Below are 21,875 nucleotides of genomic sequence, written 5' to 3' on the forward strand. Positions count from 1 at the left end.
AGCGGCCGTGCGATACGAAGACGAATGTTGCTTCATCGGCCATTGCGGTCGCTGGTTCAGCGACATGACAGCGGCAGGTGAGGACCCCATTGCCGTCATTCAGTGGCTGGTTGAATTTGTCGATCGTGAATGGCCGCTGTGGGGGAAATCGAAAGTTCGTTGGCGACCCCACACCAGACGATCCAGCTTGCAAAGAGGTATGGCAGCTATCTGAGGGGACCGGACGCCGAGGGGTGGAAGACGCTGGACAGTTCCATTCGTCCAACCTGCCGCGGAGCTTGCGCGAATGCAATTTCAGTGCGCTCGACGGCGAGGACGAAGCGCTGGCTCCGCGGCGGCTGCGGTGTCTGCGCGAGCCTGAATTAGCAAATTTCGGCACCTTGGAGCGCCGCGGCGGGCTTAGCTCGCTACTACGGCGGTGCAGACTGTTGTTCGTAGCTATTGCATCCGCAGGTGGAGGTCGATATCGGCGCGTATCGGCACAACAGAAACAGCTGTTCCGGATCCTTCTCGCATCCGTCAAAGCGCAATTGAGCGTCGGCATGACGGTGCCTCGCCCCGATGGGCCCAATGCGTGCCTTGACGGTGCCGAAGTAGAACTCTGGCCAGGCCTCGTTTGCGAGACATTCCACGCGTATTCCCTCGCTACACTCCTTGTCGCCATGATGGAACTCCACGACCTCGCGCGCGCATTCCCGATGTTCGGGACACGGGCACCCGTGCGACCCTTCGCAGTCGCAGCCACAATCGGTGTGGTGGTGCGAGTGCGCAGGCTTGCCGAGCAGAATCGCCATGCCGCCGATCACGATCTCCCGGCCATCCGGCACGAACGGGAACATCCGGCGGTCGAGGCGCAGATCGATGCGGCGGCCATTGGGGTCATGCTCCGCGCGGCCCTTGAACCGTTGCCACGCGTCCGGCAACTCATGGCGCACGTCGATGAGCCGCCAGCCGTCGCCTGGCAAGCGGCCGCGCGCGGCCGCCTCGGCGGCTCGTCGGAGGAGTGGCCCGCCCTCGCGCGACATGATGCCGAGGCGCATGATGCAATCCGTTTGCGTGCTCGTGTCGAAGTAGTTGTTCTCGCGAGGCAGCTCGATGCGCCAGCGACTCGCAGCGCCCGCATACTCGAACGGCAGATAACGCTGATCGTTGAAGTCGAGCGTGAAGAGCCCGGCATCATTCTGTCCCGTGGATGTGGCGACGGCCTCTCGTGCGCCGAACTGGCGCACGATGCGGGGATCGTCCGGGCACGTGGCGTACTCGTGTGCCAGGCGATCCGCGTCGTCGCAAGAGTCGCAGCATCCCTTCGGGCAGCAGCACTCGTGAGGCGGCGTGGACAATCGCGGATCGACGCGAGTTGTGCTACCGAGAAGCGTGAGCCGGCAGTGAACGCCGGTGTACGGTCCCGTGACGCACGGGATGGTCAGTGACACGTTCTTGATCCGGCGCATGTAATGGCCCGGGAAGTTCATATCAAACATCCATTCCGGAATCTCGATCTCGCAACGTCCCGTCGTGCGCAGCTGCAGGAATGCGGCCGGGAAATGCAGCCGCAGCGAGATCTGCTTGGTGAGCTCGTATTCCCGGACGTTCTCGTCGAGATAGGCTTTCTCCATCTGGCGAAGTGCAGCGGACAGGCGTTCGCCTGCCATCAGCCCTTCGTGCAGCGAGTCCCACTCGCACTCCGGAATGAATTTGCGCGACGAGTGCCCGCGCTCGACGTTGAATGCGTACTGCGCCTGGCGCGCAGCGGCCAGCGCCAGCTCATAGGTTCTGCTGTGAAGAGCCGCCGTCTCCTTTTGAAGATAGAGGTACAGGTCGTGCGCGGTGAACTTGTCGCGCAGGAAGTTCTGCACTTCGGTGGAATGCTCCAGCTGGCGCTGCTGGATGTTCAGGTCGTTCAGCGTCTGGTCGCGGCGACGCTGCGCGCCGAGAATCTGCCGATCGATCTGCTGGATCTCGATGGCGAGCACATCGATCTGGTGTGTCCACTCGGCAAGCCGGCGATCCCAGCCGCTCTGCGTGAGCTCGAGTCCTGCCGTGGTGCTCGCGATGTCGGACAGTGCGACGAGTACGCGCGCGGCGGATGCGAACCCGCCGGCAAGCGGTTGGCCGATGGGGAGCTGATAGTAGATGAGCGGTGTGCCACCAAAGCCGGCGACACCAGCGAAGAAATTGCCGGCGCTGCTCATCGCACCACTAATCGCTTCGATGGCGTTGCCGCCGGTGCGCAGCAGGGTCGATGCGATGGTGAATGACCCGTACAGAATCTCGCCGGAGATCAGGCCATGCCGCTTGAGGTCGGCGACGTACTGCAGGTTGGCCTGACTCATCGCCTTCGTCTTCTGCAGTGACTCGATCTGCCAATCGACGTCGCGCCACGCGTTCTTCCGGCTTTCGAGTCCGAGGATCAGCACTTCACGTTCTTGACCGGCACGCAATGATGCGAGGAACTCTGCGTCACCCTTCTCGAACGCACTGAGCAGGGCATTGCCCAGCTCCTGTACCCGCGACGCGTACTCGTACGCCTTCTGGATGAGGAAAGAGAAACGATACGGGCTTCGCAGGAAGCACCACTCGGTTTCTTCGTCGCAGGGAGTGACGCTGTTGCGCCAACCTTCGCGCAGTGGCGAATCGCCGAAGTAATCCGCTTCGACCTTGCGACGGCCGTCTCGCAGGCGGCGGTCGTTCGAGCAGGCGCGAATGCTCTCGAGCCGATCGCGCACGACCTCGTAGACGTTGAGGAGGCGCGGATTCAGCGGCGGGAACTGCGGCACGAATGCGGATACCTTGGGCACGGAGATCGGATCGGGAAGCATGACCGTGCGCGGCATGCGGCCGAGGATCTTCGCGGCGGATTCGAAAATCGTGAGTGCATCCTGCTCCGCTTCCGCTGAATGCCGGTGGCGTCTCACCGCGTCACCCCACTCGATGAGCGTCTCAAGGTAGTGGAGCAGGATGGACCGCGTGCGCCCCTGGTCGCACGAGATATCCGTGCTGTCACAGCAGGCTTCCCGCGGCACCAAGCCGCGAATGGCGTGCAACCGGGGGTCGTTGCCGTCGGCATTATCGCCAGCGTTGTTCCCGCCGCCGTCGTTTCCGTCACCGGGGTTGCCGTCGTTGTTTCCCCCATCTTGCCCGTCATCATCCGGGTGACAGTCGATCCACGTGCAGTCATTGACCAACGGATTGAACGCGCTTCGATACCACGCAAGGGCTGCCTCGAAGCGGCAATGCGCTCGCAGGGCCTGCGCGACGGCCAGCGCAGGAGCGAAGGGCGATAAGGGAAACAGCGACGCTCCCGGCGTAACGAACAGCATCCACGGATACGCCGGAAGCTTCGCCGAGCCCAGGAAAGCAGGCACTGCTGCTGGATTGGGGATCAGAAGTTGCGGCAGCACGCTGACATCGTCTTGAGCCAGGTTGAACCGGAAGCCCGGCTGCGCCGGATCGAGATAGCCGGCAGGGGCGATGCCGCTCGGTACGGAGAACGTTAGTGAATCGGCGGTGCGACCAAGGAACACGAGATCGCTGGCGACATTCAGATCCACCTGAAGCGCGCGGATGGATCGACGCGATTGCTGGAACTCGCCGTTGTGAATGCGACACCACGCCAGCCGGACGGCGGGCTTGCTGGGCCAGTCGAGCAGGCGTGGCACTTTGTCGACGTCGTGCCAGACCGCGGACTGTTGCTGAACTGCATCGTAGTAGTCGTCCTGGAAGCCGTTCTGATAGTCGGTGGTCGTGCCTGCGCCGGGCGCGCCGCTGAGTGGCGCGGGCGCCGGCGGCTCGTAGATTTCCGCCGGGATGAGCCAGAAGAAATACTCATCGACGAGCGCGGGATGCGAGCAGCCGCATTCCTGGCAGCAGGTCACGCAATCCTCGGCTCCGCTTCGCGTGTGTGGTTCGAATGCAGACGACGCAGGAGGCACACCCGCGGCCGCGACGCGCAGGAACTTGGTGCCCACCTTGATGGCGGCTTCCATCCACAGCGGCAGGGGCTTGGAGTCTGGACTGGCGAGCGCCGGGTTTCTCCGGACTTCACCATGTACGGCGGCGAGCCACGATGGTCGGGCGTCGCGCTCGGGCGTGCCCAGGAGGATGAGACCTTCTCGTGGCGCATCGAGCGCGTGGATCGAGGACAGCTCGCGACGCTGAAGCGCTGGCGGCTCCGGCGCGGGCAGCCGTGCGTCGGGCCACCATTCGGTGCCGCCATGCACCGCGGCCGTGAGTTTCGCACTTCGCAGCTTGTCTTCGAGGAACCGGAAAGCCTCGATTCCTTGAGCTTTCTTGAGGTCGCTCCAGTCGATCCAGTTCTCCTTGTACAACTGGCGCCGCTTGCAAGCTTGCCAGAGGGACAGCGTCGCGAACTGGCGGTCCCATAGCTCGGCGAACTCGCGCGTCACGATCCAGCCGGGCTCGAGCAGCAGTCGCGCACGGCGGATGAAACACTGGGCGGCTGAAATGGCTTCTTCGATGCGCGTTGCCTTCTCGCACACGCCTGCTTCCACGTCGAGAAGCAGCAGCTCGCCCAGCTCTCGCGCCTGAGTGGCGAACTGACCTGGTGCCCACGGCAGCGCGACGCGGTTGCTGTGGCAGAGATAGGTCACGAGCGCGTTGCGACCGCGCTGCCGGAGGCCGTCGTTGAGACGACGCAGGTCGTCATAGCGACGTGGATCGCCGTGCTCGAGGCAGCCGTCACACAGGAAGGCGGATAGGTTTGCGTTGCCGGTCTGTGTTGCGCCGGGGAGCAGTGCGCTCGGGTCGTCGGATGCCCACAGGTCTGGTCGGGCCATCGTGATGTCCTTGGCGGCGAAGTGCTCGTCGAGCGCGGCAAGCCAGCGGTCCGCGTGCCAAGCGCGCACCGTCCAGCGATCGTCTTTCAGATCGTCGCTCGAGACCGCGTACGGAGGCGCGCCCTGGCTCTGTAAATAACGCAGCTCGAGCTTCCAGAAGCGCGAATCCGCGCCGAGATGGTCCATGAGCGGAGCGGGGTCCGCGGGATTCGTGGCGCGAGCTTCGGCGAAAAGGTGCCACAGCTCGTGATGGCGCCGGCAGCGAACGTCGTCACGCGCAAACGTGTAGTCGAACGTTCGTTCCCACCAATCGAACATGGCCTGAGTGCGCTTCGCCGACGGCTTGGTGCGCGAGTCGGCGGCGGGCGGGTGGTAGTCATCCAGAAGTGGCAGGAAGTTGAAATCGAAGTTCGCGGCGTGGCGTACGAAAGCGCCTGCGGGACCGAAGTAAGAAGCGCCCGCGAAGCGCTCCTTCTCCTCCAGCAGGTAGCTGAGCTCCGACGTGCCGTGGCAGTTGCGCTCGGCCGAGAGCGCGAATCGATGTGCAAACAGCAAGGCCTTGAACGCGCGCTGATACGTGCGCCGAATGTCGCGGAATGAGCTCGTGTAGTAACGCTGCAGGAACAGCGTCGCACTTGCGCTCTGTGTCGCGATGCCTTGGCTCAGCGGCGCGTCCTTCAGCATCGTGAAGAGCTGGCGCCGCGGGATGGGTATGCATTCGCCACAACTGTCCGGTCCCGCGTATTTGACCTCCAGGCCAGCAAGCAGCGCGTGAACCTGATTTTCTGTCGCGAACTCGAACGCCGGACGAACGAGCTCGACTGTGATCTCGTAGGCGCCACGCTTGAGATGCCGGCACGCCGTGTGGCGCTCGTCCTCCGCAGGCCATCGGTGACTGAGGAGCACCCAGGTGCGCGAGCCTCGCTTCAGCGTTACGCGCCATTTGAAGCGATCGATAGCCCCGCAATCGGGCTTCTCGTGACCCGGTGTGGGTGCGCCGGCCCAGAACTCGTATTGTCCTTCTTCATCGACCAGCAGCGCGCCGGACCAGGTCGCTTCGAATCCTTGCGCGCCACCGAGCATTGCGCCGCCGGCGTTCTTGACGAGGAAGCCGTTGCGCACGCTCACGTACTTGCTCTGCGCCGGTGTAATCGTGGCGCCGAGCGACGGCAGCACGGTGGGGATGGGCGCGTTGACGCGATCGTGTTGTGGCCCGAATCCATCCAGTGCCCCGGTGACGTTGCGCCAGGCGAGGCCGCCGCCGTCGGCCTTGTACTCGGTGACGAGCCCGGTGCCGAGGAGGCCGAGCAGCGCGGCGAAGCCGCTGCCATTCGGACGCGGCGTCCAGGTAACCGCGGGTTCCGTACCGTCGTCGCTCTCCCAGTCGGTCGTCGCGGCGTTCTCGTCACCGAGCAGCTCACGCAGGATCAGCAGCGCCACCGCTTCGCCTTCCGGGCACGGCTGCCTGGTTACTGCGGCCACATGCGCCGCGAGATGGCAGGCGATGATCCGGCACCGCTGGTGGCACTGCGCGACGTGCCGGCGGAAGTAGTCCCACCGCTCGCATTCGTCGCGAGCCTCGATCAGGTGTCGCTCGGCGCGCGCGAAATCCGGAAAGAGCACAGCGAACAGCGCGAGCAGGGCGCGAGGCTGGAAGTACAGATCCTGTACCGCGGTCTGCTCATCGGCGTTGAGCGCGTTGAGGCGAACCAGTTGCGAAGTCAGGGAGTCGTCCGCGAGCGGGATGTGCGTCCAGAGCTTCTCGGCGGCGGCATCGTACTGAAGCGGTCCATCGGCGTTTGCGCTCCACATTGCTGCTGTCGTCTTGGCCGCGGGGAGGGAAGCGATGAAGCGCGTGGCATCCACCACGAAGCCGGATTTCTTCAGCAACTGCGGAAACAGGTGCCGGCCGAGATCGAGCACGTCGTCGAGCGCGAAGCCGAGCTCTGCGGTGAGGATCTTCGAAACACGCTGCCAGTCCCAGTCGTCCGTGCATTCTTCGAAGATCGTCGTCTCGACGTGCACGGCCTTCCTGGGCTCTTCGAAAGGGGCGCAGCCATCGGCGGGTAGCGTGCTGTCCACCGCAACCGAGATACGCCAGTTCGAGTCCGGCGCGAGCTCGGGCGCCGGTGTGCCGAGCAACTTCCGACGCAGGTCCCACAGTGAGAAGCCGCATTCGTCGGCGGGCAAGGCGAGAGGCAGCTCACCCGCCTCGCACTCATCCTGCAACGGGAAGATGTCGCCGCAATGCTGATCGTCCACGGTGAAGAAATACAGCACTTCCGCGAGCGTGAATTTCGAGGCCGAGAGCTTCGCGAGGATCTCGGCGAAGCGCAGTGCGTGCGTCGGCAGCGCGTGCCAGTTGTCCGTCGCCGATGCGGGATCGAAGCCGGCGAGGCGCGAGAGCGGATCAAGCTTCGACAGGATCCACTCGACCACGTCCGGTCGATGGTGCTCGCAGCGATAGTGAAGCTTCGCGTGATGCAACACTCTCTCGCAGAGCTGTCGGACTGCCCAGCCCCATTTCGTGGCAGTCGGGCCCGCCCAGAGCGCGAGCAAGTGTGTGCGCTCCGCGTCGACGGCGGTCGCGGCGGGCTTCTCCGATTTGTCGAACAGATCCAGGCAGAACTGGTCGCGCAGCATCTGGAATGCGGCAAGCTGGCGGATGAACTCCGGGTTGATGGCGCCGCTGCCATCGAACAGGTGCAGCACATTGCAGATGTCGCGGATCTGCGCGAACGAATAGCAGAAGCAGCAGGACTCCTTCAGCTTGCGCCAGAGGCGAATGAACACGATCAACTGCATCAGCGCGCCGGCGCGCCCGCGTTGCTGTTCCGGAAACAGCAGAACCATGTCGTCGAAGCAGCAGGGCTCGCATTCCGGGAACACGCCGTCCCGCCGGCCGCGGTTCGCGAACTTCACGAAGCCGGACTTCCACAGCTCATGGAACTCGCAGTAACTGAGGCAGGTGCGGGCGAGGAACTCGGGCACGCTGGTGACGACGTCGATCCAGTTGTCGTTGTCGCCGCGCTCGGCGAAGCCATAGAGTGCCCAGACCGGCGGGCCGAGGTTCTGGTCGCGGACCACGATCTGATTGGGATTGGCGCGCGGGTTGTTCGGGTTGACCTGATCGTTCGGTCCGGGCAGCACCGGATCCCGCAGCCCGTTCGGATCGGGCGAGGGCTCCGCGCGAGGCCCGCAGAGCGGCGTCTCAGTTCCGTGGAACAGCGCCGCATATTCCTCTGGCGTGATGCCGAGATACTCGGCCGCGATGTCGATGCGCACCGGAAAGCGCCACAGATGATCCTGGAATCCCGCCGGCTCCTTCGCCGGATCGAGCACGAACTCGGTGATGCACTTCCGGAACGTACGCATCTCCTCGACGCGACAGCTGCCGAAATGCCGGAGATAGGTGCGGGAGACGTCCAGCGCCTGCGAGTAGGGCAGGTGGCACGCGGAGAAGTCCTTCTTCAGGATGTTGAAGACGGCCGGCTCCACGCTGCCATTCGCAGCGACGGGCGTCGCGGGCGTCGAGTATTCCGGCAGGGCACCGAAGATGCGTGCCGGCTCGTGGCAGAACGGTGCGCATTCGTCGGGTGGGCACGGCTCGTCGCGACAAAGCAGGTGGCCGGCAAGCTTGTCCGCCGAGGTGTCGTATACCGTGCCGTTCATCGGCACGGCGGACGCGCCCATGAACTCGAGGTTTTCGTTGACGATGTCGATGAGCGGCAGCGGTGTCTCGAGATTGGCGCAGCTTGCCGAGAGTTCGCCCAATGGGCCGCGACGCTGGCTCAGAGCAACCTGCAACGTGGGGGCGGAAAAGGTGATCATCGAGCCGTTGGGAACGTTTGCGGAAACCGCTACGCCGAGCGTGACCGACGTCGGCGTGACGCTGCTGACGACCGTGCCGTTCGGAATGCTGGGTCCGCTGACCGACATGCCGGAGATCAAACCTGCAGTCGATGCGAACGGCAGCGTCTGGCCAGCGGGCGTATCGGCGTTCGTCGGTACGGATAGTGAGCTGGCGATGGGTGCGTCGCACGTCGATAGCGCGGACAGCTCCAGCAACTCGCTGAGATAAGCGATCGGTCCCAGCGGCGAGGCGCAGGGCGATGGCACACAGTTCGTGAGCGCGCCGTCGGCGTTCACGGGGACGAAGCCCCCCGGAGCGCCGGCTGCAGGAGCGGGAGGCGCGATGGCCGACGCGGAGGCGTAGATCTGCGCCGCGAGGTCGAAGGCCACCGTGCCGGTGAGCGCCTGTTGAAACTGATCGCTGCTGATCGCCGTAATCGACTGTGCTGACGTGAAGCCGCGCGCGTACAGAGCTTCGATGACGGAGAACTCGAACGCCGGTGTGCCCGGCGCCGGAAGTGGCACAGGCTTCATCACCTGATAGAGGGCGTCGAGCGTCGTCAGTGCGTCGCAGACCCATTCCTGTGCACGTGCATCATCTGTGAATACGGTTGCCGCAGCGGCGCGGAGCTTCACCGGATCGAAGCCGGTGCCGAGCGTGAAGGCACCGTATGACCCGAGGCACAGCGTCAGCCAGTCCTGCGTCGGCGCGGAGAGCTGCGGAAGATCCGGCGCGTTTCCGGTCGAAACGTTCATGCTGAACGTGATGTTCGCGTTGATGGGAATGGGTGTCGCTACGGCTGCACTCAGCGTGACTACGGTCTTGCCGCCCGCGGGGACGGCTGACACGACGACAGTGCCCGCCGGAATGCCCGGAGCGCTCACGAGCATGCCGGCTGCGAGCTGCGGGCTCGGGGCGAAATCGAGCGTGGTGCCGCCAACCGGGGCGCCCGAGGTCGTGACGAGAACGAATGACGCAGTCGGTCCACCGCCGCCGATCACCAGGAACGATTGCGCGCGGCGCATGAATGCGTCGATGCGCGCCTGGATGTTGCCAGTTCCCGGCGGCAGCCACGTGGGATTCGTCTGGAAGAACTTGATCCACTGTGCACGCGTCACGGCCGCCAGCGCTTCGATTGACGGCGTCGGCTGCAGCAGATTGGCAATGATCAACTCGCCGAGCGCCGTGTTGAACGGCGCGGGCACGATGAACCCTTCGGTCAGCGCCGACAGGACCAGGTTGAGATAGGCCTCCGGCAGTGTGCTCCTGGCTCCAGGCCAGAACTTCGCGGCATCGTCCTCTGGCAAATACGCCTGACTGCTTGGCGTCCCCGTTGTGCTCGGCGGAAACGCAAGCCAGGATTTGACGAGCGTGACGAGTTTCGCGGAATACGGCGGAACGAAATAGATCGTGCTGCCGGCCGCAATATCACCCAGCAGCGGGGAGGTGAGCGTGACGGCCGTCGGCGTGAGCGCAGCGATCGTCGTGTTGACCGGAAGGTTGATCCCACTGACCAACATTCCCGCTTTCAGGCCATCGGTGGAAGCGAATGGCAACGCCGTGCCCGAAGGCGCATCGCTCGCCGTCTGGATCCTGCGTGCGCCGAGCGGCGCGAGCGGCGTGCTCGACGAAGTCGGAATGCCGAGCGCAGCGATTCGCCGCGCGGCTTGCGCAGCATTGATGGCCTCGAGCGGCAGCGCGACAAACTTTTCCGAGTCGGTGATCGTGCCCGCTTCGATTGAGGTGGTCAGCTCAGACAGCAGACGCTCGATGTGATCGCCGCTGGCGAGTTGAAAGCGCTTGTCCGCGCGAATCTGCAGCGGCAGCATCGCGCCCAGGCCGTAGAAATAGGCGGCGGGAATACCGAAGTTCGACGGCGAATTCACCGAGTCGACGCCCGTGAGAAGGAGCTGGTGGCCGCTGACGGGTCCGCCACCCGCGGCGGCCGAGTTCGCAGGAAGCTCGAGCATCGCCTGCGTGGATGTCAGCGAGCGCTGTTCGCAAGCGATGGCCGCAGAAAGCGCATACACGAAGCCGGTGAGCCGATCCGCCGCCGTGTCGGCCAGAGCGTAGTAGCTCATCAGCAAGGCTTCGAACTGTTGCCGATCGGCTTCGTGCTGGTTGGGCGTCGTGCCGCTCAGCATCGGTCCCGCATTCGGCGGATTGCTGTATAGCTGGCCCACCGAATCCGGCGGTTGCGGTGGCGGTGGCTGCTGGCTCCAGACGATTTCTCGCGCGATGTTGCGGCATTGCTCGGCCGACAGGGCGCCAAGATTCGGTTTGAAGGTAATGTTCGTGCTGGACGGCACGCCCGGCGGTACGACTTCCTGACTCAGCGTGACGAGCCCGCTCGCATCGATCGAGAGGACGGTGGTGCGCGTAGCAATGCCGGCGGCGGCGGACACGCTCATCCCGGGCGCGATTCCCAACGTACCCGCAGGAAGTTTCAGCGTCGAAGAGCCTGCCACGGCGGCAGCCGTCGTGGCGACGCCCGGTGACAGACCGGGATCCAGCGCGAGAATCTGCTCGACTGCGGCCCGCAAGTCATCGAACGGCGGTGGTGTTCCGTCCGTGGGAAGAGAGAACGAAAAGGGATTGGCGGAACCCGGTGCCGCCGGCAAATGCAGGTACGCGCCAGGCGAAAGCTCCATCCACGGATCGACTTGCGGATGGATATCAGTAGACGATGGAGTCCACGTGTTCAAGTCGAGCGTGGGCCCGGCGCTCAGTTGCACGTCGTAGTAGAGCTGGCTGACCGGCACCGGTGTCGCGCCTGCGCCGCTTCCCCATTGTGCGACCAGTCGCAGATTCTCGATCTTCGCCCCCGCGGGAATTTCGATGATTGCGGTGGCCGCCGCGTCGAGCTGGAAAAAGGCGGAGTCGTTCGGCGGAACCGACCCATCCACGTCGTAGTGCTGAACGATGCCGCTGGTGGGCGAAGCCGGAAGGTATTTTGGCGCTTTGAGCACCGTCGGCAGGAGGACGGAGAAGTCCAACGGCGAAGGAACGGCGGACGCCTTCACGTACTTCGCGGTGCCTAGATTGCGCCCGACGCTGGGATCGCTGAAGGACAATTCGAAGGCCGTGATCTGCAGCGGACCGAGTGCCGGATTCAGGTGGTGGTCTCTGAACGTTGCCGGGTCTAGCGGCTGCGGCGGGATGATTCGAATGACGATCAGGCTCGACATCTGGGTTCTCCCTGCGTGCTTCGTTTCGCGTGGATCGGGTCAGCGTTTCTTGCTTCTCTTCGGCGGTGCGGGTGTCGTCGATTCCGTCGGACGTTCTCGCGTGTCCGATCTCGTGGCTGGACTTCGTTCGGGTGGATCGAGCGCATCGTGTTCGTCCGCTGACGGCGCTGGCATGCTCGTCGCGATGAGCACACCTGCGATCTGCGCAAACGGAACGAACACGGCCGGGTTCATTTTTGCGAGCTCGCGGCTTTCGTCTCGCAACAACCGGTCAGTCAATGCGTCCGACTGCAGCCACAGGCCGTTCATCTCTGCGCCGAGCAGCGTGTATGGCCGTCCGGTGCCGTCCTCGAACAGGGCGGGAATGGAAACGAGGACAGTCTTGTTCAAGTAGCGGGATAGGGTGGGAACCATTGCTTTTTTCTGGTCAGTGGTGTTTGGGAAACCGGACTCATCAGCGTGCAACACATCTCTTCTCCATCATTGCTGTTGGGTTCCCCAATTCTTCGTAAAATTGCGGCAACCTTCGTTGCAGACGATGCTGTTACCTTCTGTTCCGCGACTAATCGCCCACTCCAGTACTTTTGCTTTGTTCTTTTCGCGGAAGACTTCCAATTCCCCTTCAGCGTGCATTTTTGAGCCCGGATCACTGGCCTCAAGCGGCTGATAGCCAAGCTTCTCTGCCATTGCTTTTTGTTCCGGACGCCAACCTCCGCCCTCATTCGGCACTGCGACTTTGATGACTTCTCCGCCAGGTAGCTCTACCTTCGCTGTTAAAAGTGTCTGTCCGCCTCTATATTGATCAACACCATGGATAAGACCAGCATCGGCTTTTAGGGGTGCCGTCTTTGGCCCGGCCGGCGGCCGGGCAGCTGAATCGGCAGGGAGTTCCGGCGCCGGCTTTGCGGGAGAAACCGCTTGCGGTCTTGACTCCGGCGGCACAAATTTCGGGCTATTCTTCTCAATTGGCTTCGAAAACAATTTGCCTTGTTTAACAGCGTGCCCAAGCGTGATCACGTCGGCCGCTACCAGCACCGCAGTCTCGGTGAACGTCAGACCCGCATCAACGTAATGCCCGGCAGCATCAAGTTTGCTCTTGGATGCTTCTGCTTTTGCCACCGATGCCGCGGCCTCTCGGGCACTACTACGCACAGCGGCAACCGTCCCGACGACAGGGATATTCGAAATAATGAGCTGGTCCGCGTTTTGTTCCAGCTCTTTATTTCCTGCGTCTGAACCCTTCTTGATGTAGGTGGCGATGTTGTCGCCAATCGCCTTGCTGAGACTGCGCGCGCCAATTGTCGTTGGACCACCCATGATGGCGAGGAAGCGGCCAGCCCGGTCAAGATTCTTGTTAAGGGTGTCTTCGTCATCGCGGCCATCAGGATCTCGATACCGCACAGGATCGCCGTGCGTGTACTGATAAGCGTTCACACCCGCCTCAAGCCCTAACGGATCGCATGCCGTCCAACGTGCCAGCCACGGCGCGTAGTAACGCGCGTCGTGATAAGTGAATCCATTCTCGTCGTCGCGCTCCTTGCCCGTGTAGCGATAGCGCTTCTGCTTTACCTCGCTCGCGCTGCGGCCGGTCTGGAACGTTGTGCTGCCGTACGGCGAATACTCTTCGTAGGAAATGATGCTGGCGGCCTCATCCAGCTCCATGCTGGCGGAGCCAAGGTGGTTGGCGAGCTGGAAGCGCAGCAGCGGCGCAATCGAGAGCAGAGGGTGGTCGCGTTCCAGAGTCAAGGTTTCCACGATCGCCACGCGTTGCTGCTCGTCCATCACGTGCAATGTGTCGCGTTCCAGTTCAAGCGTCTCGCCGTCGGCCCCGAACTCGTGGAAGCGCTCGAACCCGCCCACATAAAGCCGCTCGTTCTTGCGGCTGCCGTTGGCGCGCTCAGTCACTTTGCGCACGCGTTTGCCGCCAGCGTCGTAGACGTAATAGGTGGTCTCCGGCACGCCGCAATTGACCACCTGACGCCCACTACCGGCGAGACGATCCTTGAAATCCCATCGCATCACTGGCAGATGCGGCATCTGGACGATATTGCCATGCGCATCGTGAAGGTAGCGCTCGGGTGGCGAACCGCTTTCGGCGCCGAGTTGCGTGTGGCTCAGCCGGTTGCCGCGTTGCTGCGGCTCGACCAGACTTGCCTCTTCGTAGGCGTAGTGCCGGGTCCAGTTATTGTGGGGCGCGCGGTGAGCGGCACGCAGAAAGTTCCCCACGGGGTCGTACTCGTAGCTCTCCGAATAGGCGTCCAGTGATTGCAGACTGCCCTGTGCCGAGGCTCCGGCAAACGGATAGTCCCGATAGTTGTCATCCGCCGGTGCCGGTCGGAACGCCGACTGAAGCACATGCTCGCGGCCGGTTGCCGCCGTCAGCCGATAAAGCGAGTCATAGGTGTATCGGCAGGTCGCGTCGACCCGCTGGTTGTCGTGAAAGACTGTCCGCAGTGCGCGATTGACGATCTGCGTGATGTTGCCGACCGGGTCGTAGTGATAGTGCAGATCTTGAATGCACGCCGCGTCGCCGAAGATCTCGGCGGCGCGCGCATCGCGATCGGGGGGGCGCGTGGTTCGAAGCCGCGCCAGCCGGAAGGTCGCCGGGTCGTACTCGAACGAGGTTGTGACGCCGTTGGCATAGTCGACACGGTTACGCTGCGCACGCGAGTTGTAGTCGATGTTTCGGACGAAAGGCGTCCAGGCCGGTGGCGCCTTGCAATGCGCCGCGCGCAACGCCACATCGATCCGCTCGATCAGGCCGGCGTCGTTATATGCCGGACGATAGATGCTGCCGTCGGGGGTGCTGCTGGTCACCGGTCGATTCAGAGCGTCGTACGCGGTGCACCCTTCGAATCGGCGTGATTCGAGCGTAGGCGTCTTCGACCAGTCCGGCGCGCTTCGATAGTCACGGGCGAACTGGCGCGACGTCCGGAGGACGTTGCCTTTGAAGTCATACAGGTCGGCCGTCGTCACGCCCGCCGTATCGAAATGTCGGAAGACCCGGCCGCGCAGATTCGCAGCGCGCTGGCGATGCTCCGTCAACCCGCTGTCCGGCTCGTCGCCATAGATCGTTCTCTCGAACAGCATCTCGCAGGCGTTCGCGCCGCCATTGCGCTCATACGGATCGCCGCCCTGCACGAACTGCCGAACCGGGCGGCGAAGCGGGTCGTACTCGGTGCGGAACATGAAGAGCCGGCTGTTCCACCCACGAATCGGCTTGGCTGAGATGTCGTTGAGCGTCCACCGCTCGCCCGCCTCCATGCTGGACTGATGCACGCGTCGACCGGCCATGTCGTAGTCGTAACGCATCACACACCGACCGAGCGTGTCGATCACCTCTCGCGAATTGCCTTCGACGTCGAGCGCGGCCCGCGTGGCGTACTTGCGGGGCCTGCCGGCGTCGTCGACGCCGTTGTCCACGACCGTGAGGACCGATCGCCCGAGCGAGTCGAAGTGGACGACGCTCGGTGTGCCGGCGTGGCGAGCGGCGCCCAGCGCGGCGGTCTTTTCGCCTTCACCGAGTGCACCGGTGACGCGTGGGCCATACCACGTGGGAAGATAGTCCGGATCGGGGAGCCGCGAGACCAACTCGCCGACGTCGGGATCGGTCTTCGGGTTCAGGCGCACCGTATCGTTCGCGTCCCAATTGAGCTGCTGCCAGGGATCGAACACGACTTTCTCGAAGGTGTGATCCGGATGCAGCGTGGCGACCACGCGACCCAGCGGGTCGTACAACAGGATCGGGCTCACGCCCTCCACCGCAGCGAACTCGAAGTCAGGTACGGCGCTGAAGAACGGCTCGTATTTGCGGACCGGCTTGCCTTTGTTGTTGAAGATCGTCCAGCCGCTGCCGATCCAGCGCTGTGCGATGACATCCCCGCCTGGTTTCACCGGCCCCGGCTCGGCCTGCACCTTCTTCTGAATCTCACGCCCGAAGCCGTCGGAGAAGGCGATGTGCACCTGCGTGCGGGTCTGCTGCCCAGCCTCGAGATCGCTTTCGTGCGTCTCGCGAACGATTGCTGCGGCGAAGGCCGGCCCGTTCGAATGAAGATACCGTTCGACGTCGTAGACCATTCGCGTCGTCGCGCGGCCCAACAGTCGACCCGACGCACCGCGCGGATCGTGCAAGAACGCGCGAACGGTTCGCGGATCCAGGTCCGGGTCGAACCCCTCGAGCGAATCGCCTTGCGCCTCGCCGTCCTTCCCCTGCGCCGCTGTTCCGGTAACGAGGCCGAGCGCATCGAACGCCGCCTCGGAGCGATTGCCGTTCGCGTCGATCTGCAGCCGCGGTGCCAACATGCGATAGTCGATCTCCGCGCGCGTGACGTTGCCCGCCGCATCGGTTGTCTCGACCGGCATCAGATCGTGGGCGTCCAGAACCACGTTCGTGCTATTGCCGAACGGATCGGTATAGCGGCGGGGGATGAAGAAGTGGGCGGCGGCGTGGCGCAGCCCATGTGCGGGATGCGCTCCGGCTTCGGGCGAATAGAAGACCCGGCCCGAGGGCGCCCACCATTCGTTGTCGCCGTCGAGGTCGACGTATCCACCTTCCACCCGCAGAGCGGTCTCGTCCGGACCAAACTTGTCTCGAAGACACTGGGCAGGCGTTGCGAGTCCGTAGTTCTCGCCCGGCAGAGCCAACGACTGCAAATGGCCGAGCGGCAGAAGCTCGGCGAGGTCGTTCGACCGATACAGGGTTCGCGTCTTCTTCAGCAGCCGTCGCCCGACGCAGCCATCGTCGCTGCGCCACTCCTCGAATGGGATGTCGCGGCAAGCGTCGTCCAGCAGGGCGACTTTCGATGCGATCTCCCGAAATAGAAACAGATTCGTCACGCCGCGAGTGCCGTTGTCGGGCGTCAGGCCTCTGAGCTCGAAGAGCCGCTGCTCCGCCGGCAACGGTGCACGATAGGCGTCGGGGCAGTCGACGGCGTTGGTGTGATCGTTCTCCGTGAGCGTCAGCAGCACCCGTTTCTGGAAGTCCTGAGCGTTCTCGGTCAGACGTCGCCCATAGGCAATGGCGACTGACTTCAGGACGTTGCCGTAGCCGTCCACCTCGAGCACCACGTTGTGGGAGACGCGCGGATCGGCGCGCAGGCAATTGTCGATCTCGTACAGCCTTCGCTCGTAGGCGCAAATCACCTGTTCGCGTGCGTGCGCGAACAGGACTGCGTGGCGATTCGGACCACGTTCCTGAACCAGCCGCACTGTGAGGTTGCTCTCGGTGACGGAATACGGGCGAGTGGATTCCTTCTTTGCATCCAACGCATAGACCTCCTGCCTGAGCATCGAGCCCTTGAGTGCGCGGCACGCCTCGCGCGCTTCTTCGGGTGACAGCCCTGCGGGCAGAACGGTGTCCTCCAGAAGCATGGCGTCCGAGAATTCGCTGTAGTACTCGCGAGCAAGATGCCGCGAGACCCGACCGCCCTTAAGAAACACGCCCGTGTGGAACCAGGTGCGCGTGAGAACGGGTGCAACGCTCGAAGCGGCGTCCGCGTTCGTGGTTTCGGACTGATCGCTGCTGCTCGCGAGCGAGCCGATCTCTTCGGTATCGAGCTGATCGACACGGCCGAAGCCGCGAAACTCACGCTCCTTGCCGTCGTAGAAGCCATGGTGATAGCTGTAGCGCGTGACGAATCTGTTGCGGCTCACATGGTCGTATGTCTCGACTCGATCGACGACGTGAACGGGGAAGGGAAGGCGAGTGATCCACGGTGTTCCGGCCGCCTTGTCAGCGAGATAGAAGCGGGTCGACGACGCATACGTGATGCGTGTTTCCGCGCCCAGATTGTTGACGGTTCGGCAGAAAAGGTGCGGTTTTACGCCGCACATGAGATCGACGTATCGGATGTGGCGGCCGGAATCGCCAGGCAGTGACGACGACCACAGCAGGCATGCCGTACCGCGGCCGAGAAAATCCGCCACGGTGACCGATGAGAGATCGTCGATGCGCGCAAACGCTTTTAGTTTGCGGACGCCGTGCCAGGCATTTCCGGTCTCGTTGAGATAGATCTGAACGTGTTTGCCACCGAGATAGATGATGTCCGTGGTGCCGGAGCCATCGACATCGGCGAGGCGGATGCGCTTCTGGTCGAAGAGGTCCGCGTCATCGAACCACGGCGCATCTTCCATGACGACTTTCGCGCCAAAGCGGCCGTATCCGAGATTGGGCCAATAACAGATCTCGCCGTTGCGGATGCGCACGAGGTCGGCCAGCCCATCGCCGGTCATGTCCGCGAGATAGATCGACTGCGTGCCGTCGCCGAAGATGACGCACGGCCCGCGGCCCTCTTCGAGCGGCACGGCGACTCGAATGCCCGGGCCGAAGCCCTGCTCGCCCAGCGAGCGATGCCAGGTGAATGCCTCATCTTCGGTGACGAGCACATCCGCGATGCCGTCGCCGGTCAGGTCGACGAAGCGCAGGTTGGGGTCGGCCCAGTTCTGCACGGGCAACGAGCGGAACGGCTGGAATCCCACCCATTTCGCATCGTCGGTGCGCGAGAAGAACCCGCCGTCAGGCGAAAGCGCCACCAGGTCGAGTGTGCCGTCGCCGGACAGATCCATGAGTTGTTGTCCGGACGCGAAGTTCGCGGTCGCAGGCCGCAGCGAGACGGTCTCAACGGCACCCAACCGCCCTTCGCCACGATTCGGCTTGTAGAACCAGGTGGCGTCCTGTTCGGCGAGGACTCCGGATATGCCTTCACCATCGAGATCGACGAAGCGGTAGTCGTCCGTGCCAACGGCGGCCGGCAGGTTATCCAGACTGTCCGGCTGCACTTCTTTCAGCTCGTACCCGTCGAAGAGCGGGTCTTCCAGCGGGCTGTCGGTATAGAAGAAGTCCGCCGGCGCCAGTGAGCGGGTGAGATATCGGCCCTCGCCAAGATGGCGATGGCCGAAGGCGGTGACTCGCTCGAGGAACGAGCCGACGGATTTCTCGCGGTACTGAAGGCTCAGCGAGCGCACGAGTGCGGCGGGAATGCCGAGCTCGCGCTCGAAATGGTGGAACATCAGCACGCGCCGGCAGAGACGATGTGTGCGGATCTCGAAGCCGGAGCGATAGGTGGAAAAGGAGTCCTTACGCACCGTCCATTCGGCTTGCGGATCGGGGGACGCGCGGGAAAACACGCGACCCGCTTCATCGGGCGCGGTTTCGCAATGGTGTTCCTCGCCGTAGTCGAACACCGCCTCGAACATCCAGCCCGCGCGGTCGAGATCCTGAGGCTCGACGTGCGAAGCGCGACATCCGCTCTCTGCCGGGTTGAACAGCAGCGGCACGCGGTTGCCGTATCGAACACGCTTCAGGTATCGATTTGCCGAATGCGAGCGCGAGCACTCGCTTGGGCGGCCGGTGTCGACGCCGCAGTCGTTTTCTGTCGCATAGTCGTACATGATCGCGTTGCCACGATCGTCGTAGCTGCGGCAGATCAGCCAGCTGAAGACATGCGTCGGATCTGCCGGATCAGCGATACGCGAGGCGCCGTCGAGCCCGTAGACGGTGAGCACGTTGTCGCGGGAAATCGAGCGCCAGTGCACCACACCGGTCTCCAGACACGTCCAGCGTTCTATCCGGGCGAACAGGCCTTCGATGCGCGGGCGGTAGCGCCGAACGCGATGACTATCGCGATCGAACTCCACGAACACCGCGCCTTGCTTGTCCTTGTCCAACACTGGTACCAGGTCTTCAGCACCCGAAAGCACGAAGATGTCGGACTCCTCGATCCGTCGGTAGTGAGACTGCCGCTCGTCCGCCCTTCCGTAGCAAGGCAATCCCTTGTCGGTGCGTAGGGAGATCTTCGGAAGCGATAGGCTCCAGCCGAGACCGAAGGGTCCGTTGCCTTGGCCGGAGTCGTAGCTCAGCGAAAGCCGGGGACCGAAGCCGGAGCGTCCCGCACTTAGCGCAAGTGGGATGCTAAGAGAGCCGGTTCCGGTGGCGGGGTTGGCGGTGAACTTCTCGTCGATGCCGCGAATGGCACCCCCGCCCTTCGGCAGTGATATCTGCGGAGCGTCGAACGGCGAGGACGCACGCGCAGCGGCTTCACTTGACTCGCTCTCGACGCCATTCTCGCGCATGGGATCGCCGCCCTTCCCTTGACGTTGTTCTGCCCTCGCAAATTGGCGCATGGCAGTTTGATTAGTACGTTATAGTTTCCACCGACCTCTTCTGCAACCCTTAGGAATCGGCACAAATAACTCAGTGAGGTAAGCCCCCGGCTCTGCCTTGGCTCTGCCGGGGGACTCACCAAGGTTTGACCTATACGGCGGTCATTGAGAATCTGTCGTCTCGACCAATGGCGTCTATGACCTGACGGCGAACACCGGATGGGTCAACGTCGGCATCGATCACGACACCGCAGAATTTGCCGTCGAGAGCATTCGCCGCCGGTGGCGGGAAATGGGTCAAGCGGTGTATCAACACCCCGGCCGCCTGCTGATTACCGCCGACTGCGGCGGCAGCAACGGCTATCGAGTGCGCCTGTGGCACCGGGAGTTGCAGCACCTGGCCGATGAACTGCAAATGCAGATACAAGTCTGTCATTTTCCGCCTGGCACCAGCAAATGGAACAAGATCGAGCACCGCATGTTCTGCCACATCACCGCCAACTGGCGAGGACGCCCGCTGATCAGCCGGCATGGTCAGCCCGCGGCCGGCATCGGCGCCGGTGGCGCTGAACTCGGCCTGGAGTCCCTGGGCAATCGGCTGCGAGGCGGCGAAGCGGTTGCCGGTCTTGACGGCATGGATGCCGACACAACAGGCATCGAAGTGATCGACCGGCGAGAACACCCAGACCCAGCCCTCGTCGACCGTCTCGATACGGATGCCGTCGGTGCCCCACATCTCATTGGGGCGGCGGGTGACGCGATGCGGCGACAGAAGCGCATTCTCGCGCATCAGGCGCAGCACACGGGCACGCGAGAACCGAATGCCGCCCAGGATGCGCAGCCGCGCCCAGACCTTACGGTGGCCCTCGCCGGTAAAGGGCGAGGCCGCCAGGTCAGCGCGAATGGCGGCCAGGAGCTCGGCATCCGGCAGCTTCGGCTTGGGACCGCGTCGCTGCGGGCGCAGGGGCAGCACCGTGGCCGATTCGCGGGCCTGCTGCGCGTAGAGCGTCGAGCGGGCAAATTCGAGTACCCGGCAGACCCGCTCCAGGCCGTAGGGCTTGCCCGCGCCCGCGGAGGTCTCGCCGCTCATCGCGACGACCTCCGCCCGACCAAAGGGCGCTTCGCCTGCCTTTCCTTGCGCAGGATCTCGACTTCCATGACCAACTCGCCAATGAGCTGCTTGGCCTCGTCGAGCTGTTTGAAGATCGACCGCGAGGGGGTCGGGGCGAACCGCGCTCAAAAAGCGCTCGACGACCTGGTGCGCAAGTCAGAGCAGCGCGAGGAGCGATATCGGAAGCAGGAAGCGGCGCTGCAGGCGCAGGTTGGCGATTTGCGTCATCAGGTGGGTATCCTCAAAGGGAATCTCTCGGCCGGATGGGCCGAGAATCAGGCGCTCGGCGCGCAACTCGAACGCGCACAGCGGGAACTTGTCAGCGCGAACGCGGTGCAAACTGCGCGGCCGCCGGCTAAGCCCGCGCCGCGCAGGGCCGCACCAGTAACGCCTCCTCGAAAGAGGGCGGGTCGCAGCACAGGCCGAGGGTAGATCCGGAGCCGGCATCATTCGCTGGAGCGCCCCCGGCGTGGGTCGATGGATCAGGCGTAGTTGACGGCGGTGGCATGTCGGGGCGCTTTGGGCGGTCTGTGCGGGCAATCGTCGTGAATCAAAACCGCACACATCGCATTTCCGGGGGAATAACGTGCGCCCGCCCGTGCCGATCCGAAGAAGTGAGCTACGCCGCCTGATTTGATCGAACCATGTTTCGGTGTGGCCACCATGCAGATCGATATCTTTGCCGACAGCCGCGATTTGATGCTTCGCAACGACGTGCTCGACGCGCTACTCAGGCACGACGCGAGTGCTGCGCGACCGACCTGGGAGTCGTTACGGGACGACTATACGCAATGCCCGTAAAATTGACCGGTCGATCCATTGGCGCC

General features: G+C 63.6%; 5 protein-coding genes and 2 pseudogenes. 3 read left to right on the forward strand and 4 right to left on the reverse strand.

The window, feature by feature from the left end:
- Positions 1-410: 410 nt before the first annotated feature.
- The 3 genes from AWB68_RS04065 to AWB68_RS04075 are packed head-to-tail and all read right to left on the reverse strand — an operon-like array spanning position 411 to position 19,907.
- Positions 411-11,837, reverse strand: a complete 11,427-nt coding sequence (locus tag AWB68_RS04065; protein ID WP_087643076.1) for a Tc toxin subunit A-related protein — start codon at positions 11,835-11,837, stop codon at positions 411-413.
- 39 nt (positions 11,838-11,876) lie between these two features.
- The gene (locus AWB68_RS04070) at positions 11,877-12,305 is read right to left on the reverse strand and encodes a hypothetical protein (protein ID WP_125482864.1); all 429 of its coding nucleotides are present in this window, start codon (positions 12,303-12,305) and stop codon (positions 11,877-11,879) included.
- A gap of 12 nt (positions 12,306-12,317) precedes the next feature.
- Positions 12,318-19,907, reverse strand: a complete 7,590-nt coding sequence (locus AWB68_RS04075) for a SpvB/TcaC N-terminal domain-containing protein (RefSeq protein WP_160109957.1) — start codon at positions 19,905-19,907, stop codon at positions 12,318-12,320.
- Between the two features lie 220 nt (positions 19,908-20,127).
- Between AWB68_RS04075 and AWB68_RS48105 the strand changes: the two are divergent.
- A pseudogene (locus tag AWB68_RS48105) lies at positions 20,128-20,463 on the forward strand (ISAzo13 family transposase); the annotation flags it as partial.
- 243 nt (positions 20,464-20,706) lie between these two features.
- Here the strand turns inward: AWB68_RS48105 and AWB68_RS50760 are convergent.
- A pseudogene (locus AWB68_RS50760) lies at positions 20,707-21,027 on the reverse strand (IS3 family transposase); the annotation flags it as partial.
- 66 nt (positions 21,028-21,093) lie between these two features.
- Here AWB68_RS50760 and AWB68_RS46290 point away from each other — a divergent pair.
- Positions 21,094-21,480 (forward strand): hypothetical protein, encoded by a 387-nt coding sequence (locus AWB68_RS46290; RefSeq protein WP_125482865.1) that lies wholly within the window; start codon positions 21,094-21,096, stop codon positions 21,478-21,480.
- Positions 21,481-21,711: 231 nt separating this feature from the next.
- Positions 21,712-21,849, forward strand: a complete 138-nt coding sequence (locus AWB68_RS48110; RefSeq protein ID WP_160109958.1) for a hypothetical protein — start codon at positions 21,712-21,714, stop codon at positions 21,847-21,849.
- Positions 21,850-21,875: the final 26 nt, after the last annotated feature.

The organism is Caballeronia choica (assembly GCF_001544535.1).
Lineage (GTDB): Bacteria > Pseudomonadota > Gammaproteobacteria > Burkholderiales > Burkholderiaceae > Caballeronia > Caballeronia choica.

What these genes read in the sequence shown, in the direction of transcription:
- AWB68_RS04065 (WP_087643076.1), bottom strand. Translation starts at nt 11,837, where the DNA reads ATGTCGAGCCTGATCGTCATTCGAATCATCCCGCCGCAGCCGCTAGAC.
- AWB68_RS04075 (WP_160109957.1), bottom strand. Translation starts at nt 19,907, where the DNA reads ATGCGCGAGAATGGCGTCGAGAGCGAGTCAAGTGAAGCCGCTGCGCGT.
- AWB68_RS46290 (WP_125482865.1), top strand. Translation starts at nt 21,094, where the DNA reads ATGACCAACTCGCCAATGAGCTGCTTGGCCTCGTCGAGCTGTTTGAAG.
- AWB68_RS48110 (WP_160109958.1), top strand. Translation starts at nt 21,712, where the DNA reads ATGCAGATCGATATCTTTGCCGACAGCCGCGATTTGATGCTTCGCAAC.